The sequence below is a fragment of the Pseudomonas sp. S150 genome, assembly GCF_004526365.1.
GTDB lineage: Bacteria > Pseudomonadota > Gammaproteobacteria > Pseudomonadales > Pseudomonadaceae > Aquipseudomonas > Aquipseudomonas putida_A.
On record NZ_CP038207.1, the window covers coordinates 6,183,294 to 6,203,785 of the forward strand.

At 61.0% G+C, this 20,492-nt stretch carries 19 protein-coding genes; 8 read left to right on the plus strand and 11 right to left on the minus strand.

Translation table 11 applies throughout. The annotated features are described in order from the left end of the window. Nucleotides 1–70 precede the first annotated feature (70 nt). From pqqB to E3Z29_RS28830, 5 genes are all read left to right on the plus strand, one after another. Nucleotides 71–982 carry a pyrroloquinoline quinone biosynthesis protein PqqB gene (gene pqqB / locus E3Z29_RS28810; protein ID WP_134787478.1) on the plus strand — a complete coding sequence of 304 codons (912 nt, stop codon included), beginning with the start codon at nucleotides 71–73 and terminating at the stop codon, nucleotides 980–982. A 136-nt stretch (nucleotides 983–1,118) separates the two neighbouring features. Continuing rightward, entirely contained in the window at nucleotides 1,119–1,871 is a 753-nt protein-coding gene (gene pqqC / locus E3Z29_RS28815; protein ID WP_096796665.1) for a pyrroloquinoline-quinone synthase PqqC, read from the plus strand. Continuing rightward, nucleotides 1,868–2,143: a pyrroloquinoline quinone biosynthesis peptide chaperone PqqD gene (gene pqqD / locus E3Z29_RS28820; protein ID WP_003228880.1), complete on the plus strand. Its 276-nt coding sequence runs from the start codon at nucleotides 1,868–1,870 to the stop codon at nucleotides 2,141–2,143. Before pqqC ends, pqqD begins: the two co-directional genes overlap by 4 nt. Next, nucleotides 2,115–3,287 carry a pyrroloquinoline quinone biosynthesis protein PqqE gene (gene pqqE / locus E3Z29_RS28825; RefSeq protein WP_134787479.1) on the plus strand — a complete coding sequence of 391 codons (1,173 nt, stop codon included), beginning with the start codon at nucleotides 2,115–2,117 and terminating at the stop codon, nucleotides 3,285–3,287. Before pqqD ends, pqqE begins: the two co-directional genes overlap by 29 nt. Beyond that, on the plus strand, nucleotides 3,253–5,064 hold the full coding sequence (locus E3Z29_RS28830) for a S9 family peptidase (protein ID WP_134787480.1): 1,812 nt from the start codon (nucleotides 3,253–3,255) through the stop codon (nucleotides 5,062–5,064). The genes pqqE and E3Z29_RS28830 overlap by 35 nt, the downstream gene beginning before the upstream one ends. A gap of 136 nt (nucleotides 5,065–5,200) precedes the next feature. On the opposite strand, the gene E3Z29_RS28835 is transcribed toward E3Z29_RS28830, so the two are convergent. Both E3Z29_RS28835 and E3Z29_RS28840 read right to left on the minus strand, forming a co-directional pair. Beyond that, on the minus strand, nucleotides 5,201–5,359 hold the full coding sequence (locus E3Z29_RS28835; RefSeq protein WP_003228885.1) for a YqaE/Pmp3 family membrane protein: 159 nt from the start codon (nucleotides 5,357–5,359) through the stop codon (nucleotides 5,201–5,203). Nucleotides 5,360–5,555: 196 nt separating this feature from the next. Continuing rightward, on the minus strand, nucleotides 5,556–6,839 hold the full coding sequence (locus E3Z29_RS28840; RefSeq protein ID WP_134787481.1) for an aspartate aminotransferase family protein: 1,284 nt from the start codon (nucleotides 6,837–6,839) through the stop codon (nucleotides 5,556–5,558). A gap of 169 nt (nucleotides 6,840–7,008) precedes the next feature. Here E3Z29_RS28840 and E3Z29_RS28845 point away from each other — a divergent pair, with 169 nt between their 5' ends. Further along, nucleotides 7,009–7,938 carry a LysR family transcriptional regulator gene (locus E3Z29_RS28845; RefSeq protein WP_096796669.1) on the plus strand — a complete coding sequence of 310 codons (930 nt, stop codon included), beginning with the start codon at nucleotides 7,009–7,011 and terminating at the stop codon, nucleotides 7,936–7,938. 226 nt (nucleotides 7,939–8,164) lie between these two features. On the opposite strand, the gene E3Z29_RS28850 is transcribed toward E3Z29_RS28845, so the two are convergent. The 9 genes from E3Z29_RS28850 to bioB all read right to left on the minus strand — a co-directional run bounded on the left by E3Z29_RS28850 (nucleotide 8,165) and on the right by bioB (nucleotide 18,706). Continuing rightward, a complete protein-coding gene (locus E3Z29_RS28850; protein WP_134787482.1) occupies nucleotides 8,165–9,943 on the minus strand; it encodes an acyl-CoA dehydrogenase C-terminal domain-containing protein in 1,779 nt (592 codons plus the stop codon). Between the two features lie 189 nt (nucleotides 9,944–10,132). Continuing rightward, nucleotides 10,133–11,422 (minus strand): GGDEF domain-containing protein, encoded by a 1,290-nt coding sequence (locus E3Z29_RS28855; RefSeq protein ID WP_134787483.1) that lies wholly within the window; start codon nucleotides 11,420–11,422, stop codon nucleotides 10,133–10,135. A 193-nt stretch (nucleotides 11,423–11,615) separates the two neighbouring features. Beyond that, the gene (locus E3Z29_RS28860) at nucleotides 11,616–13,424 is read right to left on the minus strand and encodes a phenylacyl-CoA dehydrogenase (RefSeq protein WP_134787484.1); all 1,809 of its coding nucleotides are present in this window, start codon (nucleotides 13,422–13,424) and stop codon (nucleotides 11,616–11,618) included. A gap of 276 nt (nucleotides 13,425–13,700) precedes the next feature. Then, nucleotides 13,701–13,997: a pyrroloquinoline quinone biosynthesis protein PqqE gene (locus E3Z29_RS28865; protein WP_134787485.1), complete on the minus strand. Its 297-nt coding sequence runs from the start codon at nucleotides 13,995–13,997 to the stop codon at nucleotides 13,701–13,703. Nucleotides 13,998–14,106: 109 nt separating this feature from the next. After that, nucleotides 14,107–14,787, minus strand: coding sequence for a dethiobiotin synthase (bioD, locus tag E3Z29_RS28870; protein WP_098965936.1), 681 nt, complete (start codon nucleotides 14,785–14,787; stop codon nucleotides 14,107–14,109). Then, complete coding sequence (gene bioC, locus E3Z29_RS28875; protein WP_134787486.1) at nucleotides 14,784–15,596, minus strand: malonyl-ACP O-methyltransferase BioC; 813 nt, start codon at nucleotides 15,594–15,596, stop codon at nucleotides 14,784–14,786. Before bioC ends, bioD begins: the two co-directional genes overlap by 4 nt. After that, nucleotides 15,589–16,320: an alpha/beta fold hydrolase gene (locus E3Z29_RS28880; protein WP_134787487.1), complete on the minus strand. Its 732-nt coding sequence runs from the start codon at nucleotides 16,318–16,320 to the stop codon at nucleotides 15,589–15,591. Before E3Z29_RS28880 ends, bioC begins: the two co-directional genes overlap by 8 nt. Then, nucleotides 16,313–17,491, minus strand: a complete 1,179-nt coding sequence (gene bioF, locus E3Z29_RS28885) for an 8-amino-7-oxononanoate synthase (RefSeq protein WP_134787488.1) — start codon at nucleotides 17,489–17,491, stop codon at nucleotides 16,313–16,315. The genes E3Z29_RS28880 and bioF overlap by 8 nt, the downstream gene beginning before the upstream one ends. A gap of 159 nt (nucleotides 17,492–17,650) precedes the next feature. Beyond that, nucleotides 17,651–18,706 (minus strand): biotin synthase BioB, encoded by a 1,056-nt coding sequence (bioB, locus tag E3Z29_RS28895; protein ID WP_095137442.1) that lies wholly within the window; start codon nucleotides 18,704–18,706, stop codon nucleotides 17,651–17,653. A 91-nt stretch (nucleotides 18,707–18,797) separates the two neighbouring features. Between bioB and E3Z29_RS28900 the strand changes: the two genes are divergently transcribed. After that, complete coding sequence (locus E3Z29_RS28900; protein ID WP_098965939.1) at nucleotides 18,798–19,532, plus strand: ComF family protein; 735 nt, start codon at nucleotides 18,798–18,800, stop codon at nucleotides 19,530–19,532. Nucleotides 19,533–19,719: 187 nt separating this feature from the next. Then, nucleotides 19,720–20,484, plus strand: a complete 765-nt coding sequence (locus E3Z29_RS28905; RefSeq protein ID WP_134787490.1) for a TOBE domain-containing protein — start codon at nucleotides 19,720–19,722, stop codon at nucleotides 20,482–20,484. Nucleotides 20,485–20,492: the final 8 nt, after the last annotated feature.

Sequence of the window (20,492 nt, forward strand, 5' to 3'; positions counted from 1 at the left end):
GCAGACTTGCAGTGCAACGCCTCGGCTCGCCGGGGCGTTTTATTTTCAGCGTTGAAAGATGGGAGCGTTCATGTTCGTCCAGATTCTGGGTTCGGCCGCCGGTGGCGGATTTCCGCAGTGGAACTGCAACTGCGTCAATTGCGCAGGCTTTCGCGACGGCAGCCTGAATGCCAAGGCCCGCACCCAATCGTCCATCGCGATTTCCGATGATGGCGTGAACTGGGTGCTGTGCAATGCTTCGCCGGACATCCGCGCGCAACTGCAGAGCTTCGCCCCGATGCAACCGGGCCGTGCACTGCGCGACACCGGCATCAGCGCGATCATCCTGATGGACAGCCAGATCGACCACACCACCGGCCTGCTCAGCCTGCGCGAAGGCTGCCCGCATCAGGTCTGGTGCACGGACATGGTTCAAGAAGATTTGAGCACCGGTTTCCCGCTGTTCAAGATGCTTACCCACTGGAACGGCGGTTTGAGCTGGAATCGCATCGAGCTCGACCAGAGCTTCACTGTCGCTGCCTGCCCGAACCTGCGCTTCACCCCGCTGCCGTTGCGCAGCGCCGCGCCACCGTATTCGCCGCACCGTTTCGACCCGCACCCGGGCGACAACATCGGCCTGATCGTCGAAGACATGAACACCGGCGGCAAACTGTTCTATGCACCGGGGCTGGGCAAGGTCGACGCACCGCTGCAGGAAATCATGGCCGGAAGTGATTGCCTGCTGGTGGACGGAACGCTGTGGGATGACGATGAAATGCAGCGCCGTGGCGTCGGCACCCGCACCGGTCGCGAGATGGGCCACCTGGCGCAGAACGGCCCCGGCGGCATGCTCGAAGTGCTGGAGCAATTGCCTGAGCAGCGCAAGGTGCTTATCCACATCAACAACACCAACCCGATTCTCGATGAAGATTCGCCGGAGCGCGCGGAGCTGGCGCGGCGTAATGTTGAAGTGGCCTATGACGGCATGAGTATTGTGCTGTAGCGACCGGCCTCTTCGCGAGCAAGCTCGCTCCCACATTGGATCTGTGGCGTTCACAAACCCTGTGGGAGCGAGCTTGCTCGCGAAGACGTCCGAACAGACACCCAGTATTCCAACGGTTGTTCCCCGGAGAACCGCAATGACCGACACCCCGCTGTCCCCCAGCGAATTCGAAGCCGCCCTGCGCGCCAAAGGCGCCTACTACCACATCTACCACCCGTATCACGTGGCGATGTACGAAGGCCGGGCCACCCGCGAGCAGATTCAGGGCTGGGTCGCCAACCGCTTCTACTATCAGGTGAACATCCCCCTGAAAGACGCGGCGATCCTCGCTAATTGCCCGGATCGCGAGATCCGTCGCGAGTGGATTCAACGCCTGCTCGACCACGACGGCGCCCCCGGTGAAGACGGTGGCATTGAAGCCTGGCTGCGTCTCGGTCAGGCGGTCGGCCTCGACCCGGATCAGCTGCGCTCCCAGGAACTGGTGCTGCCCGGCGTGCGTTTCGCCGTCGATGCCTACGTCAACTTCGCCCGCCGCGCCAGTTGGCAGGAAGCCGCCAGCAGCTCGCTGACCGAACTGTTCGCGCCGCAGATCCACCAGTCGCGTCTCGACAGCTGGCCGCAGCATTACCCGTGGATCGACCCGGCCGGTTACGAATATTTCCGCACTCGCCTGGGTCAAGCGCGGCGCGATGTCGAGCACGGTCTGGCGATCACGCTCGAGCACTACAAGACCCGCGAGGGTCAGGAGCGCATGCTGGAAATTCTCCAGTTCAAACTGGACATTCTTTGGAGCATGCTCGATGCCATGAGCATGGCTTACGAACTGAACCGCCCGCCGTATCACAGCGTCACCGAGCAGCGGGTCTGGCACAAAGGAATCACCCTATGAGTTTTGATCGCAGCAAGATCCCGACCTGGCGTCCCGGCTACCGTTTCCAGTACGAACCGGCGCAAAAAGGTCACGTGCTGCTCTACCCCGAGGGCATGATCAAGCTCAACGACAGCGCCGCGCTGATCGGCGGTTTGATCGACGGTGAACGCGATGTCGCGGCGATCATCGCCAAACTCGACGAGCAGTTCCCCGGCGTGCCTGAGCTCGGTGAAGACATCGAGCAATTCATGGAGGTTGCCCGTGCGCAGCACTGGATCGAACTTGCCTGAGGCATCGGTGCAAGTACCGCCTAAACCTGAAGTCGGCCTGCCGCTGTGGCTGCTCGCCGAGCTGACTTACCGCTGCCCGCTGCAATGCCCGTACTGCTCCAATCCGCTGGATTTCGCCGAGCAGGGCAAAGAGCTGAGCACCGAGCAGTGGATCAAGGTCTTCCGCGAAGCGCGGGAGATGGGCGCGGCGCAACTGGGCTTTTCCGGTGGCGAACCGCTGGTACGTCAAGACCTCGCCGAGCTGATCCATGAAGCGCGGCAGTTGGGTTTCTACACCAACCTGATCACTTCCGGCATCGGCCTGACCGAGCAGAAAATCAGCGACTTCAAAAAGGCTGGTCTCGATCACATCCAGATCAGTTTTCAGGCCAGCGACGAGCAAGTGAACAACCTGCTCGCCGGTTCGAAAAAGGCCTTCGCGCAGAAGCTGGAAATGGCTCGTGCGGTGAAGGCCCACGGCTATCCGATGGTGCTGAACTTCGTCACCCATCGGCACAACATCGACAAGATCGACCGCATCATCGAGCTGTGTATTGCGCTCGAAGCGGACTTCGTCGAACTCGCCACCTGCCAGTTCTACGGCTGGGCACAGCTCAACCGTGTCGGCCTGTTGCCGACCAAAGAGCAACTGGTGCGCGCCGAACGCATCACCAACGAATACCGCGCCAAACTGGAAGCCGAAGGGCATCCGTGCAAGCTGATTTTCGTCACCCCGGACTACTACGAAGAACGCCCGAAAGCCTGCATGAACGGCTGGGGCAGCATCTTTCTGACGGTTACCCCGGACGGCACTGCCCTGCCCTGTCATGGCGCCCGACAGCTGCCGGTACAATTTCCCAACGTGCGCGACCACAGCATGCAGCATATCTGGTACGACTCGTTCGGCTTCAACCGCTTTCGCGGTTACGACTGGATGCCCGAGCCATGCCGCTCCTGCGACGAGAAGGAACAGGACTTCGGCGGCTGCCGCTGTCAGGCGTTCATGCTCACGGGGGACGCGAGCAATGCCGACCCGGTGTGCAGCAAGTCCGAACATCACGGCGTGATTCTCAAGGCCCGCGAAGAAGCCGAGACCGCCACCCAGACCATCGAACAACTGGCCTTCCGTAATGAACGAAACTCACGCCTCATCGCCAAGGGCTGAGCCTTTCAGCGCCGCCCAAGCCGTCGCCGCCGGAATGGATTTCGCCGAGCTGCAACTCGGCGCCCACGGTTTGTTCTGGAATGAATATCGCCCGCAAGACGCCGCGTGCCGAATCTGGCAGTGGCGAGACGGCACGGCGAAATGTCTGACGCCGGATGGCTTCAGCGTGCGTAGCCGGGTGTACGAATATGGCGGTGGCGCGTTTTGTCTGACGCCGGACGGGGTGGTTTTCGTCAATGAGGCGGATCAGCAGTTGTATCGGCAGGCGCTGGATGGCGCGCCCGAGGTGCTGACTTCTGGCGAGTGTCGTTATGGCGATCTGCATTTTGCTTTCGGCCAAGTGCTGGCGGTCGAGGAACTGCGCGACCAGCATCGGCTGGTAGCTATTGATCTGGCCGACGGCACCCGGCATTTGCTGGCTGAAGGTGCGGATTTTTATGCAGCACCGGTGATCAGCCCGGACGGTTCGCGATTGGCCTGGATCGAGTGGAGTCGGCCGCATCAGCCTTGGACATCCACGCGATTGATGGTGGCCGAGCGTCTGGCTGAGGGTGGTTTTGGCGCACCGCGTTGCGTGGCGGGGGCTGACCTTGAAGAGTCGATCCAGCAACCGCGGTTCGACGCGAAAGGACGCTTGTTGTGCCTGACTGATCGCGGCGGTTTCTGGCAGCCGTGGGGCGAAACGTCCGACGGTTTGCAGCGACTGCCCTGCGCCGAGGCCGATCATGCGCCCGCCCCGTGGCAATTGGGTGGCAGCACCTGGTTGCCGGTGGGCGATTCGTTTCTGGCGAGTTGGAGCGAAGGTGGTTTTGGTCGCCTGGCGCTCAACGGTGAAGACTTCACCGGCAATTACAGCCGCTTCCGGCATCTGGCGCTGGATCAGCAATTCATCTACTGCATTGCCGCCTCGCCGATCAGCCCCTCGGCGGTGATCGCCATCGATCGCACGACCCGCTCGGTGCAAGTGCTGGCCGGTGGTGTTGCACCTCTGCCGGCTGAGCGCATCAGCCGTCCGCAGACCTTGCGCTACCCGAGCGGCAGCGGTGAGGCTCACGGGTTCTTTTATCCGGCGATGAACGACGATGCCCAGCCGCCACTGGTGGTATTCATCCACGGTGGCCCGACCTCGGCCTGTTATCCGATGCTCGACCCGCGCATTCAGTACTGGACGCAACGCGGCTTCGCCGTCGCCGATCTCAACTATCGCGGCAGCAGCGGCTATGGCCGCGAATACCGTCAGGCGTTGCATCTGAGTTGGGGTGAGGTGGATGTCGAGGATGCTTGCGCGGTGGTGGAATATCTGGCCGAACAAGGTCTGATCGACGGAGCACGCGCCTTTATTCGCGGAGGCAGTGCCGGGGGTTACACCACGTTATGCGCGTTGGCGTTTCAGCAGGTGTTCCGCGCGGGCGCCAGCCTCTATGGCGTCAGCGACCCGGTGGCACTCGCCCGGGCGACCCACAAGTTTGAAGGTGATTATCTCGACTGGCTGATCGGCGATCCCGGACAGGATGCCGAGCGCTACGCCGCCCGCACGCCGCTACTGCATGCGAGCAACATCCGTGTGCCGGTGATTTTCTTCCAGGGTGAACTGGATGCGGTGGTGGTGCCGCAACAGACCCGCGACATGGTCGCGGCGCTGGAGCAAAACGGCATCCCGGTCGAGGCGCATTACTACGCCGAGGAGCGCCATGGCTTTCGCCGCGCGGTGAATCAAGCGCATGCGCTGGAGCAGGAGTGGAAGTTTTATCGGCGGGTGATGGGGTTGGCGGACTAAGCGCCGCATTTACATTTCAAAATAGCGGTGCCCCTATCGCGAGCAGGCTCACTCCTACAGTTGACCGTGTTCACAACACAAATCCCCTGTGGGAGCGAGCCTGCTCGCGAAAGCTATCTATCTGGTGCCGCTGAACTCAGCGCTTGGCGATGATGTACACCGCATGCACGATCCCCGGAATGTAACCGCACAGCGTCAGCAGAATGTTCAGCCAGAACGCCCCGCCGAACCCGACCTGCAGAAACACACCCAGTGGCGGCAACAGAATAGCGATGATGATACGAATGAAGTCCATGGGTCAGCTCCTGAATGGGGGTTGGCTCACATGAGCCATACAAGCTAATCGACCTGCGCCGTTCTTCAGGGTTCAGTGCAAACGCCATTTGATCGCCACCATCGGGCACAAAAAAACGCCCCACGCCAAAAGAATCAGGCGTGGGGCGTGCGTTATACCGCGAGACGGTTCTTCAAATCGGGTAGGAAACTTCAGCTCAGACGGCAATCCCTTTGCGGCATTGCAGTTGCGCGGTACGCACTCGCGAGAAGGCGCGGGCCAGGCGAAGGAGCATTTCGTCGATGTTGGCCTTGCTGACGCTGAGTGCCGGGGTGAAACGCAGGCAGTTGGCTTGCGGCGCGTTGAGCAGCAGGCCTTCGTGCAAGGCGGCATTGACTACGGCATCAGCGGAATCCTCTGACAGGCTCAATCCCCAGAACAGACCTTGACCACGCAGTTCGCCATGCCCGTAGCGGTGTGCCAATCGAGCTAGACCTTCGCGCAGGTGCTGGCCGAGGTCTTTGACCTGCTCGAGAAATACCCGATCCTGCACGCTATCAAGCACCACCAGACCGGCCGCTGTCATCAGCGCGTTGCCGTGATGAGTGCCGCCCAGTTCACCGGCGTCAAAACAGCAGGCCTTGCCACGGGCCAATAACGCCGCCAGAGGAACACCGCCGCCGAGGCCTTTGCCGAGCACAACGATATCGGCGCGCACGCCGTAGAACTGTTCAGCGAGCAATGTGCCGCAGCGCCCGATGCCGGTCTGCACTTCGTCGAGGATCAGCAAAATGCCCAATTCTCGGCACAGACGCTCGACGCCTTTGAGGTAATGCTCGGTGGCCGGAATCACCCCGGCATCGCTCTGGATCGGTTCGAGCATGATCGCCACGGTTTGCGCATCGACAGCCGCATGCAGCGCCGGCAAATCGTTGAACGGCACCAGATCGAAACCCGGCAGCAACGGTGCGAAGCGGTTGTGCAGGTTGCAACTGTCCGACGCGGAAATCGTTGCCAGGCTGCGGCCATGGCACCCCTGCTTCGCAACAATGATCCGCGAGGCGCCGCCACGATGCAGTTGGCCCCATTTGCGCGCCAGTTTGATCGCTGCCTCACAGGCCTCGCTGCCGCTGTTGAGCAGGTAAGCCTGATCGCTGGAGGTGCTGGCGCACAGGCGTTCGGCAAGGCTGAGCATGCCGCGGTTGTGCAGATTGAAACCGGGATTGATCAGCGCCTGGGCCTGACTGGCGATGGCTTTGACCAGCGCCGAAGGGCTGTGGCCGAGGCTGTTGGCGCCGCCGGCCTGGGAGAAGTCGAGATAAGCGCGGTCGTTGCTGTCCCACAACCAGGATCCCTGGCCACGCACGAAGACCTGCGCCGGTCGCTCGACGCTGGGCATCAGTCGCTCGGCATTCAGGCTATCGCCTGCCTGGGGTGGACCGGCCTCGAAAGCGAGGTCATCGAGACTCGGCGCCTGACGCCGCAGACTGAACAGATTCATTGCAAAAAACCTCGCTTGAGGTTTTTTGAACCGCCTATGCAAACATTGTCGAAGCAAACGCTATTCATCGCGCTCTCTGGCCCTGTAAGCCTTGTGATTGCGGTTAGACTAGGCTCACTGACGGCTTCGGGCCATTTCGATTTACCAGCATTTTCGATAAGTATTACTTATGGATTTCAAACAACTGCGTTATTTCGTCGCGGTCTACGAAGAGGGCCATGTCGGTCGGGCCGCCGAACGCCTGTCGATTTCGCAACCGGCGCTGTCGCAGCAGATTCGCCAGCTCGAACAGAACCTCGACGTCACGCTGTTCGAACGCAGCAGCAAACGCCTGTTGCCGACCCTTGCCGCGCACACGCTGTACAACCACGCCGTGCCGCTGCTCGACGGTTTGCAGCGGGCGCGGGAAGCGCTGGGCAACTTCAAGGGGCAGGCCTTGCGCACGCTGGCGATCGGCGTACTGCAAACCGTGCACACCAGCCTTGTGCCGCAAATGCTCGAACGGGTGCGCAAGGCGCAGCCGCATCTTGTGGTGCAGATCTATGAACTGACGGGGCTGGAGATCGAGCGCCGTTTGCTCAACGGCTCACTGGACATCGGCATCAGCTACCTGCCGCCGCGCCAACCGGGGCTGCATGGCGTGATGCTGTACGAGGACGAACTGACGCTGGTCATCCCGGCGGATCATCCACTACGTGAATTCAAGAAGGTCTCGATGCGGCAGGCAGCGGAATTGCCGATGTTGCTGCTGGGCGAAGAGTTTCAGATCCGGCAGATCTGGCAGGCTCAGTTGACCAGCCTGGGTAGGCGCCCGCAAGTACAGGCCGAGCTGAACAATATGCTGGGGATTCTCGACAGTCTGCCGCACACCAAACTGGCGACGGTGCTGCCCGGGCGTTCACAGAAGGAATACGACGATGAGGATCTGTTGTGGAAGCCGTTGAGCGAACCACGGGTGCCGCTGAAGGTTGGGCTGGTGTGCCGCGATGTGCAACGCCAGCAGGCGTCTTTGGCGTTACTGCGCACATTGCTGGAAGAAGTGATTCAGCGTGAAGACAAACCGCTGAAAGCCGCGCCGCCACTGGATCCGCTGGCCTGATACTTTTCTTCAGGCAAAAGAAAACCCCGCCGAAGCGGGGCTTTGCAGACTGTTTCCCTGACATCCATTTCACTCCGCCACCCTGGCAGAATCCTACGTGTCCGTGTTGTTGCTTTGCGCTTCCTGCGCGACGTCCATGAGTTGTAGATTAGCTGTGGATCCAATCTTCGCCTATGGGAGAACAGCAGCACGTCATGTAAGAGAATGCTTACATGACGTTACATCATCAGAACTGCTCAGCATTCAGCAGGAACAGCGACTCGCTACCCGCCTTCACCGACGCGCTCAGCGAGTGGATACGCGGCAGCAGACGGGCGAAATAGAAGCGTGCGGTACCCAGCTTGCTGGCGTAGAAATCCTCCTGGGCTTCTTTGCCTAGCGCGGCTTTCGCCATCAGTGCCCACATGTAGGCATAAGCGGTGTAGCCAAACGCTTGCAGATATTCGACCGAGGCCGCGCCGATTTCGTTCGGATTGGTTTTCGCCCGATCCAGCAGCCACGCCGTCAGCTCGTCGAGGGTACTGACGGCATCGTTCAGCGGCTTGGTGAATTCGCCGAGGTCAGCGCTGGCGGTCGCGGTGAAGTGGCGGATCTCGTCAGCGAACAGCTTGTAGAACGCGCCGCCGCTGCCGACGATCTTGCGCCCGACCAGGTCCAGTGCCTGAATGCCGTTGGTACCTTCGTAGATCTGGGTGATGCGCACGTCACGCACCAGTTGCTCCTGGCCCCACTCGCGGATGTAGCCGTGGCCGCCGAAAATCTGCTGGCCGTGCACGGTGGTTTCCAGGCCCAGGTCGGTGAGGAATGCCTTGGCCACCGGAGTCAACAGTGCGACCAGGTCTTCTGCGCGCTTGCGAGTGGTCGAGTCTTCGCTGAACTTGGCGGTGTCGAGTTGCATCGCCACGTACGTGGAGAAGGCGCGACCGCCCTCGTTCGAGGCTTTCATGGTCAGCAGCATGCGACGCACGTCCGGGTGAACGATGATCGGGTCGGCAACCTTGTCCTTGTTCTGCGCGCCGGTCGGCGAACGGCTCTGCAGACGATCGCGCGCATATTCGACGGCGTTCTGATAGGAACGCTCACCGCTGGCCAGACCTTGAATACCGACGCCCAGACGCTCGTAGTTCATCATGGTGAACATCGCCGCCAGGCCCTTGTTCGGCTCGCCGACCAGATAGCCCACAGCTTCGTCGAAGTTCATCACGCAGGTCGCGGATGCCTGGATGCCCATCTTGTGTTCGATCGAACCGCAGTTCGCCGGGTTGCGCGCGCCCAAGCTGCCATCGGCATTGACCATAAACTTCGGCACCAGGAACAGCGAAATGCCTTTCGGGCCAGCAGGTGCGTCCGGCAGTTTCGCCAGCACCAGGTGGATGATGTTCTCGGTCAGGTCGTGCTCACCGCCGGTGATGAAGATCTTGGTGCCGCTGACCTTGTAGGAACCGTCGGCCTGCGGTTCGGCCTTGGTGCGGATGATGCCCAGGTCGGTGCCGGCGTGCGGCTCGGTCAGGCACATGGAACCGGCCCAGATCCCGGCGTACATGTTCGGCAGGTAAGCGGCCTTCAGCTCTTCGCTGGCGTGGGCGTTGATCGACAGGCAGGCGCCGGCGGTCAGCATCGGGTACAGGCCGAACGACAGGCTGGCGGAGTTGACCATCTCTTCTACTTGAGCCGAAACGGCCTTGGGCATGCCCATGCCGCCGTAGGCCGGATCGCCACCGACACCGACCCAGCCGCCTTCAGCGTAAGTCTGATAGGCCTGTGGGAAACCGGCCGGGGTGCTGACGGCACCGTCCTTCCAGTGGCAGCCTTCTTCGTCGGCCGCACGGCTCAGTGGCGCGATGCTTTTGCTGGTGACCTTGCCGGCTTCTTCGAGAATGGCTTCTACGGTTTCTGCATCGACAGTCTCGGCCAAGGCCGGCAGTTCGGCCCAGAGTTTGGCGACTTCGAATACTTCATTGAGGACGAAGCGCATATCGCGCAGCGGCGCTTTGTAGTCAGCCATGGCAAACCTCGCAAGATCTAAACAGGTGATTCGTGGAAGAGTGTTTTCGTTGAGGCCGAGTGTACCTCAACAACTTTTGCGACACATAGGGTCAACCGGTGACTGATTTGTTAATTTTGGTCACTGGCATTCAGAGATAAAACAAAGCCCGCAATCAGCGGGCTTTTGAGTGATGACGCGTGGCTTGAGTCAGCTAGCGGCGCTGTCCATGCGCACCGCGCCGCGACGATTCTGTCCGAACGCCATGACGCAGTTACGCCCGGCGCCCTTGGCGCTGTATAACGCCTGGTCGGCGGACTTGAGGACTTCTTCCGGCGTCCGTTGCTCGACACGCTCGGCGACACCGATACTGACCGTGACCGACACACTGGAAGCACCGCTGCCGCTACGACGCTGGCGCCCTTGCTGATCGTCCTGCGGACGGCTCTCCTGGTTGCGCAACTGGATGTTGTAGGAGGCAATCGACTCGCGAATCACCTCCAGGTGCGGCATGCACTCCTCGAGGGTTTTGCCCGCAAACACCAAGGCGAATTCCTCACCACCATAGCGATATGCCCTACCGCCACCGCTGATTTTCGACAGCTTGCTGGCGACCAGCCGTAGCACTTGGTCACCGACGTCGTGACCGTGGGTGTCGTTGAATTTCTTGAAGTGATCGACGTCGCTCATCGCCAGCACATAGTTGCGCCCCAGGCGCTGCATCCGTTCATTGAGCGCACGACGCCCCGGCAGACCGGTGAGTTCATCGCGGAAGGCCATTTGATAGGCCTCATGCGCCACGGCAGCGGCAATCATCAGCATCACCTGACTGCACATGATGTTCAGGGTGAACGGCAGGATGAAGGTTTTCGGCAGCATCCAGAACACCCCGAGCAGGCCGACCAATTGCGCCGCGTGCAGTGGACGCGGATTGCGCCAGTATTGCCAGGCCAGCAACAGGAACGCCGAGAGGAATACCGGATAGGACATCTGGATCAGGCTCATCCAGGCGCCGTGCAGCGCCGGCCAGCGGATTTCCGAGAGCCACATCAGCAGCGCCTGCGGATAACTCTGTTCAAGGCCTAGAGCAACGCTACCAAAGGCCAGCAACACGGCGAACCGCGCGACCATGTCCTGGAACAGATGCGTGCGTTCCTGCCACGCCGCGAACAGCCCGAACAGCAACGGCAACAGCAGACAGACCAGGTGAAACACCACGGCGGCGTCTTCGCGCACTTTGCCATTGTCGCGGTAATAGTCGGTCTGGGTGTCGAGCAAAAAGTAGGCGATGTACACCGTGAGCATCAGAAACAGCTCGCGCTGACGTCGGTAAACCGCACAGTAAGCGCCGCCCAACAGCAGCACCAGGGTCGGCAACACGTTGAACAGCGAAGTGAAGAATACGTTGAGGTCTTTGACGTACGCAGCCGCCAACCCCGCGAGCAACAACAGCAGTGAAGGTAGGAAATGGCTGAAACGTACAGCAGAAGAACGCGGCAAGGGTAAAGCTCCGACCCGTCATATCAAAGAGATGGCATTGTGCCTGCAATGTGGCCAGTTAAGCACACACAATGTGATCCAGATCACACGCAGTCTCTTTAACGGCAGAAAACCCGGGTTGCTGAGCGATTCAGCAACAAAAAAACCGCTGCCCCCCGAGGGAGCAACGGTTTTCGTCAGACCGCGTTGAGGCTTAGTAGCCCAGTGCGAAGTCTTCTTCTTTCATGTCCATCAGGTTGTTGGCGCCCGACAGCATGGTGGCCACGTGGGTACGGGTACGTGGCAGGATGCGCTGGAAGTAGAAGCGCGCGGTTTGCAGCTTGGCGGTGTAGAACGCAGCGTCGCCGGTGCCTTCTGCCAGCTTCTCGGCGGCCAGACGTGCCATGTCGGCCCAGAAGTAGGCCAGGCAGGCGTAACCGGAATACATCAGGTAGTCCACGGAGGCCGCGCCGACTTCTTCGCGATCTTTCATGGCAGCCATACCGACCTTCATGGTCAGCTCGCCCCATTCCTTGTTCAGTGCAGCCAGCGGTGCGACGAACTCTTTGACGGCTTCGTTGCCTTCGTTGTTCTGGCAGAACTTGTGGACGATCTTGGTGAAGCCTTTCAGGGCCTCGCCTTGAGTCATCAGCACTTTACGGCCCAGCAGGTCGAGTGCCTGGATACCGGTGGTGCCTTCGTACAGCATCGAAATGCGGCTGTCGCGAACGTTCTGCTCCATGCCCCACTCGGCGATGAAGCCGTGGCCACCGTAGATCTGCACGCCGTGGTTGGCGGCTTCGAAACCGACTTCGGTCATGAACGCCTTGGCGATCGGCGTCATGAACGCCAGCAGTGCGTCGGCTTTCTTCTTCTCTTCTTCGTCGACGCCGTATTTGACGATGTCGACCTGCTTGGCAGTGAAGTAGTACACCATCGCGCGATTGCCTTCGGCGAAGGCCTTCATGGTCAACAGCATGCGACGTACGTCAGGGTGCACGATGATCGGGTCAGCGGCCTTGTCCGGCGCTTTCGGGCCAGTCAGGGAGCGCATTTGCAGACGATCGCGAGCGTATTTCAGGCCACCCTGGAAGCCGATTTCGGCGTGGGCCAGACCTTGCAGCGCGGTACCCAGACGTGCGGTGTTCATGAAAGTGAACATGCAGTTCAGGCCTTTGTTCGCCGGGCCGATCAGGAAACCGGTGGCACCGTCGAAGTTCATCACGCAGGTGGCGTTGCCGTGGATGCCCATCTTGTGTTCCAGCGAACCGCAGCTCACTGCGTTGCGCGCACCGAGGGTGCCATCGGCGTTCGGCAGGAATTTTGGAACGATGAACAGGGAAATGCCTTTGGTGCCAGCCGGAGCGTCCGGCAGGCGGGCCAGTACGATGTGGACGATGTTGTCGGCCATGTCGTGTTCACCGGCCGAGATGAAGATCTTGGTCCCGGAAACCTTGTAGGAACCATCGGCCTGAGGCTCGGCCTTGGTGCGCAGCATGCCCAGGTCGGTGCCGCAGTGCGGTTCGGTCAGGCACATGGTGCCGGTCCACTCGCCGGAAACCAGTTTGGTCAAATAGGCTTCTTGCTGCTCAGGGGTGCCGTGCTCGGAGATGGTGTTCATCGCGCCGTGGGACAGGCCTGGGTACATGCCCCACGACCAGTTGGCTTCACCGACCATTTCGCTTACGGCCAGACCCAGCGACTCTGGAAGGCCTTGACCGCCGTGCTCGACGTCGTGCGCCAGACTTGGCCAGCCGCCTTCGACGAATTGCTTGTAGGCCTCTTTAAAGCCAGTCGGGGTTTTCACACCGGACTCGCTCCAGGTGCAGCCTTCGAGGTCGCCCACGCGGTTCAGCGGTGCCAGTACCTGCTCACAAAACTTGGCGCCTTCTTCAAGAATGGCGTCAACCATGTCCGGCGTTGCTTCGGAGCAAGCTGGAAGGCTCTGATAGTGCGCTTCGTAGCCGAGCAGTTCGTCACGAACGAAGCGAATATCACGCAAGGGGGCCTTGTAGTCAGGCATAGCGATAAACCTCTGCTGATGTAACCGGGAATGAACGACCGCGTTGATTTGTTGTGACGGTCAAACAGTTGTTTGAAACATACGTTTACGCCGAAATCTTGTCAAGCGTCGATCTTTTGCCGTTCGTCATGACTTTTTTCAAATGCCGGACACGGCAAACCGCCATGGACTGCAAAGCGCCACGGGCAATGAAAAAAGATTAGTTGAGGGAGAAGGACTTACAACGAAAAACGCCGCGACGAGGCGCGGCGTTCAGCAGGCAGGAGGCGCGAAAATTCAGGCAAACGTATCGATGATCGTACCGAGCATTTCATCGGAAGCCTTGGCGACCTTGGTGCCCAGCTCTACCTGAAACTTGCCCTGGGCCATTTCGGCCATGGCGCTGCCCGGATCCATTTGCTGACTGCGGTCGATACCGCGCAGATGATCGACCTGCGCCTCGGAAGACTGGCTGGTGACCGAACGCTCGATGGTGTTGTTGGCGATCTGGCTGGCCGCCTGATCGACACGGTTCTGACCGGTCTGAATCGTGCTCAAACCCGCATAAAAAGCTGTGTTACCGGAGATTTCCATGGGAGTTCTCATCCTTGGGAAGGATCAATGACTGCCATTGAAGCAGAGGCGCCAGAAAAACACCCGTCAAAAATACTGATAGCACAGTGCCTTGTCATAGCCAAAAACATTAATCCAGCAGATCGAGTTGCAGATGATCAGCCACCGCCTCGGCGCTAAGCGACTTCAGTTTCGGTACCCGCCCCAGACAAGGCGCGGGAATCCGCTCGGCCAGCGTCGCCAGATTCTCCTCCAGCCGCGAGGTTTTCGGATCAATGATATTCGCCACCCAACCCGCCAGTTGCAGGCCATCGCGAGCAATTGCCTCGGCCGTCAGCAACGCATGGCTGATGCAGCCCAGGCGCACACCCACCACCAGAATCACCGGCAGCTTCAACGCGATGGCCAGATCCGACAGATTGTCCTGATCGGCCAACGGCACCCGCCAGCCACCCGCCCCTTCGATCAACGTGAAATCGGCATTCAGCGCCAGGATTTCGCGCATCGGCGCCAGCAGCGATTGCACGGTCAGCGCGACACCGGCCTCACGCGCGGCCAGATGCGGCGCGATGGCCGGCTCGAATGCCACCGGATTGACCTGTTGATAAGTCAACGGCACCGAACATTCCGCCAGCAGCGCCAGCGCATCGGCATTCCGCAAACCCTTGGGCGTTACCTCGCAACCCGAAGCCACCGGTTTCCCCGCCGCCGTACTCAGCCCTGCCGAGCGCGCAGCATGCAGCAACCCGGCAGCCACGGTGGTCTTGCCGACATCGGTGTCAGTCCCGGTGATGAAATAGGCTGCGCTCATAAGGGTTTCTCCAACACGGCGTAGACCACCTGGTAAGTCGCCGGCAATCCCTGCGCCTCACGGAACTGCTCGTAAGCCTCGATCAAGCCGAGAATCCGCGCGCGCCCGGTCAAGCCACCCGGCCGGCCAGGGTTCAGATTATGCGCGCCGAGTGCCTTGAGTTCGTGAGTCAGGCTGCGCACATCCGGGTAGTGCAACACATGCGCCTGATTCTGCAGACTCACCGTACGCAAGCCACTGGCGGCACACAACTGCTCATACCGGGCGAATTCGCGGAAGCGGTTGACGTGCACCAGACCATCGACCTGCCGCCAACTGTCGCGCAACTCGTACAACGTCCCTACACAAAGACTAGCAAACGCAAAAATCCCACCGGGTTTCAGTACGCGAAAAGCCTCACTGAGCACCGATTCGAAGTCCGCGCACCACTGCACCGCGAGGCTGGAAAAAATCAGCTCACACATCGAATCCTGCAACGGCAGACACTCAGCATCACCCGCGATGAAATGCTGCGCACCGCCCAATGGCCGTGCGTGGTTGAGCATGCCCTCGGCGATATCCAGTGCCAGACCCTGACCGTCGACAAATCGCTCGGCCAGTGCACGAGTGAAGTAACCGGTGCCGCAGCCCAGATCCAGCCAGGTTGACGGCAGTAAACTTGCCGGCAAACGCTGCAGCAACTGTGAACCGACGTCGCGCTGCAACTCGGCAACGCTGTCGTAGCTGGCCGCCGCACGGGAGAAAGAGGCCGCGACCTGGCGCTTGTCAGGCAAGCCGCCGGGCAGCGCAACAAGAGACAAATCAGTCATCACCGCACTCGTGTAGAAAAGCCTGGATCGCACCCGCCACGCCATGGGGGTCTTCCAGAAGAAACGCATGACTGGCCTGTTCGATCAGACCAATTTCGATATCCGGCAACAGCGCAAACAACGCCCCCGCCGCTTCTGCCGGCACCAGGCCGTCCTGACCGGCGAACAAGTGCAACTGTGGGCCGCGAAACGCCTGCAACGCTTCCCGGGTATCCAGCTGTGCGAGCAATTCCAGCCCGGCCATCAAGATCTCGGCCGCCGCATTCGGCGCACCGCCGAGCATCAGCCGCGACATGCCGCGCGGGTCTTGCGCGCCCTGGGCACACAACAACGAGAACCGTTTGAGGGTCATCCGCGGGTCGGTCTGGCAACTGGCGAGAAATGCATCGAACGTCTCGCCCGGCATCGCACTCGGCCAATGCTCATGGGCGACAAATGAAGGATTGCTCGCCAGCGTCAGCAGACCGCAGCAACGCTCGCCGCGCCGTGCTGCCAATTCAGAGGCAAGCATGCCGCCCAGCGACCAACCGCCCAGCCACACGTCTTGAGGAATACGTTCATCGAGTTCGTCGAGCCAGTCCTGCAAGTCGCTGGAGTCCAGCTCCGGCAACGGCTCGATCTCGACATGCAGATGCTCGTCGAGCCCTTGCAATGCCGCGGCCAAGGGCTCCAGCGGCGAAACGCCGAGGCCCCAGCCGGGCAGCAGAATCAGGCGATCACGCATGGCTTGGCTCCGGCGGCAGTTGGGCAAAGCAATCGGCCAGTCCTTCTAACAATAGCTGCACCTGCGCCTCGCTGTGAGCGGCGGTCAGGGTCACGCGCAGGCGTGCACTTCCTGCCGGGACGGTAGGCGGACGGATTGCCGTGACCATCAAGCCGCGTTCGCGCAGCATCTGCGACAGGCGCACGGCTCGACCGGCATCGCCGATCAGGATCGGCTGGATCGGGGTGAAGCTGTCCATCAGCTGCAGACCGATCTGCTCGGCCCCTCGACGAAATTGGCGGATCAGCAGGTTAAGGTGCTCACGCCGCCAATGCTCGCTGCGCAGTAATTCCAGACTTTTCAGCGTCGCACAGGCCAGCGCCGGTGGCTGGCTGGTGGTGTAGATGTAGGGCCGGGCGAACTGGATCAGGCTTTCGATCAGCTCTTCACTGCCGGCGACGAAAGCACCCGCCGTACCGAACGCCTTGCCGAGGGTGCCAACCAACACCGGCACATCGTCCTGACTCAAACCGAAATGCTCGACGATCCCGCCGCCATTGGCACCGAGCGGGCCGAAGCCATGGGCATCATCAACCATCAGCCACGCGCCCTTGGCCTTGGCCTCGCGGGCCAGCGCCGGCAGATCGGCGAGATCGCCGTCCATGCTGAACACGCCGTCGGTGACCACCAGCGTGTTGCCGGTGGCTTTCTCCAGGCGCTTGGCCAGGCTGTCGGCGTCGTTGTGCAGATAACGATTGAAACGCGCGCCGGACAACAGACCGGCATCCAGCAACGAGGCGTGATTGAGGCGATCTTCCAGCACCGTATCGCCCTGCCCGACCAGCGCCGTGACCGCGCCGAGATTGGCCATGTAGCCGGTGGTGAACAGCAACGCACGCGGCCGGCCGGTGAGATCGGCGAGGGCTTCTTCCAGTGCGTGATGCGGGCCGCTGTGGCCGATCACCAGATGCGACGCTCCGCCACCGACGCCCCAGCGCTCGGCACCGGCGCGCCAGGCTTCGATCACCTGCGGGTGATTGGCCAGTCCGAGGTAGTCGTTGTTACAGAACGCCAGCAACGGCTGGCCGTCGACCACCACTTCAGGCCCTTGCGGGGACTCGAGCAACGGACGCTGGCGGTAGAGATTTTCGGCACGGCGGGCAGCAAGGCGTGCGGCGAGATCGAAAGACATGCAGGCCTCGACTTTCAAGTGACACAGATTCCCTGTGGGAGCGGGCTTGCTCGCGAAGGCGGTCTGACATTCAACGTTAATGTCGACTGCACTGACGCTTTCGCGAGCAAGCCCGCTCCCACAGGGGTTTTGCATTCCTTCAGAGAAATCCGCGCAGGTTTAGACCGCCGCGTTATAGAACTGCTCGCTGCTCTTCTGCTCCACCAGCGCCTGCTCGATCGCGGCCTGATGCACTTCATCGGCATGCTCTTCGCGCGCTTCCGGTTGAATGCCCAGACGCGCGAACAGTTGCATGTCCTTGTCGGCCTGCGGGTTGGCGGTGGTCAGCAGTTTGTCGCCGTAGAAAATCGAGTTGGCACCGGCGAAGAACGCCAACGCCTGCATCTGCTCGTTCATCGCTTCGCGGCCGGCGGACAGGCGTACGTGGGATTGCGGCATGAGGATGCGCGCGACAGCGAGCATGCGGATGAAGTCGAACGGGTCGATGTCTTCGGCGTTTTCCAGCGGCGTGCCGGCGACTTTCACCAGCATGTTGATCGGCACCGACTCCGGATGCTCCGGCAGGTTGGCCAACTGGATCAACAGGTTGGCGCGGTCGTCCAGCGACTCGCCCATGCCAAGAATGCCGCCGGAGCAGATCTTCATTCCCGACTCACGCACGTAGGCCAGCGTCTGCAAGCGTTCGCTGTAGGTGCGGGTGGTGATGATGCTGCCGTAGAACTCCGGCGAGGTGTCGAGGTTGTGGTTGTAGTAATCGAGGCCAGCCTTGGCCAGCGCTTCGGTCTGTTCCTGATCGAGACGACCGAGGGTCATGCAGGTTTCCAGGCCCATGGCTTTCACGCCTTCGACCATCTTCAGCACATACGGCATGTCTTTGGCCGACGGGTGCTTCCACGCGGCCCCCATGCAGAAACGGGTCGAGCCGATGGCCTTGGCGCGGGCAGCCTCTTCGAGGACTTTCTGCACTTCCATCAGCTTTTCTTTTTCCAGGCCGGTGTTGTAGTGACCGGACTGCGGGCAGTACTTGCAGTCTTCCGGGCAGGCGCCGGTCTTGATCGACAGCAGCGTGGAAACCTGCACCCGGTTGGCGTTGAAATGGGCACGGTGCACCGTCTGCGCCTGGAACAGCAAGTCGTTGAATGGCTGTACGAAGAGCGCTTTGACTTCGGCTAAAGACCAGTCGTGACGCAGGGTGGCAGAGGTGCTGGCGCTCATGGGCAGTTCCTTGGTTATGCTTGGCTGGCGGCTGCGGGAACGGAATACCCACAGGCGCGACACGGATGTTCGGCATATTTAAGGAAGAGTCATGCGCTGTCAACCACGAGACGAAGCACAGGTTTACATCTGTTTAAAAAACGTACAAATCTGTTTGTTGTGCGATGAACCCGCAGAAGCAGAAGTGCCAATCTGCGTCGCCTGCGAAACCGATCTGCCCTGGCTCGGCGACCATTGCCAGACCTGCGCCTTGCCGCTGCCCAGCGCTGGCCTGACCTGCGGCGGGTGCCTGCTAGAGCCGCCGGCGTTCGAACAGGTGGTGGTGCCATGGCGCTATGACTTCCCGGTGGACAGTTTGATTACGCGTTTTAAACACAACGCGAAATGGCCGTTTGGTCACCTGCTCGCCGACGTTGCCGGACAATACCTGCAACATCGCTTCGATGAAGGTTTGCCGCGGCCCGATGTGTTGTTGCCGGTGCCGTTGGCGGGGAGACGTCTGCGTCAACGCGGGTTCAATCAAGCGGCAATGCTGGGGCGATGGTTAAGCCAACAGCTGGATCTGCCTTTTGAGGAACATGCTCTACGGCGGATCCACGACACCAGCGCCCAACAGGACCTCGACGCCAAGGCGCGCAAGCGCAATTTGCGTCACGCCTTCGCCCTGACCCCTGACGCAAAGGTGAAAGGTCGGCACTTCGCATTGATCGATGACGTGCTGACCACCGGCGCCACGGCCCAGGCACTGGCGCGACTGCTGCGGGATGCAGGGGCGTCGAGAGTTGACGTGTATTGCCTGGCGCGCACGCCAAAACCCGGAAGCTGAAACCGACACAATCCCTTGTAGGAGTGAGCCTGCTCGCGATAGCGCAATCACTGCCAACATTGATGCTGACTGTTCCACCGCCATCGCGAGCAGGCTCACTCCTACAAGGGCACTGTGTTTGGCTTGACTGATGCGTCGCAAGCCGCCAACTTCACTCTCCACCGCCACTGTGAAAAAGCCCCCACCAATGTCCCTGCCCACCCTGTTGTCCCAGCACATCGTCCGCCGTCCGCAGCGCATCGCCCTGCTGCAACACATTGCCGAACAGGGCTCGATCACCCGCGCCGCGAAAAGCGCCGGGCTCAGTTACAAAGCGGCGTGGGATGCGATCGATGAGCTGAATAACCTGGCGCAGAAACCGCTGGTGGAGCGCGCGGTCGGCGGCAAGGGCGGCGGCGGCGCCAGGTTGTCCAGCGAAGGCGAACGGGTGTTGCGCCTTTATCAAAAACTGCAGGCCTTGCAGGCACAAGTGCTGGAGGCCGCTGAGGACGCCAGCGATCTGGATCTGCTCGGGCGATTGATGCTCAGAACCAGCGCGCGCAACCAGCTGCACGGCAAAGTCGTGGCCATCGAAGGTCAGGGCCGCAATGACCTGATCCGCCTCGAACTGGCCGAAGGCCTGTGGATCAACGCGCAGATCACCCACGACAGCGCCGTGCACCTGGAACTGCATCCGGGTACCGAAGTGGTGGCACTGATCAAGGCTGGCTGGCTTGAACTGCTGGCCCCGGAGCAAGTTGCAACATCTGGACACAATCTTCTGCAAGGCACTATCGAAGCCATTCTCGATGCCGAGGACGGCCCCAGCGAAGTGCGCATCGCCCTGCCCAACGGCCAGACGCTCTGCGCTCTGGCGGAGCCGCTGCAGCTTCGCACCCGCGGGCTGAGTGTCGAGCAACCGGTGCAGGTGCAGTTCTCGCCGTCCAACGTACTGATCGGCACGCCGCTGTAATCAGGCGC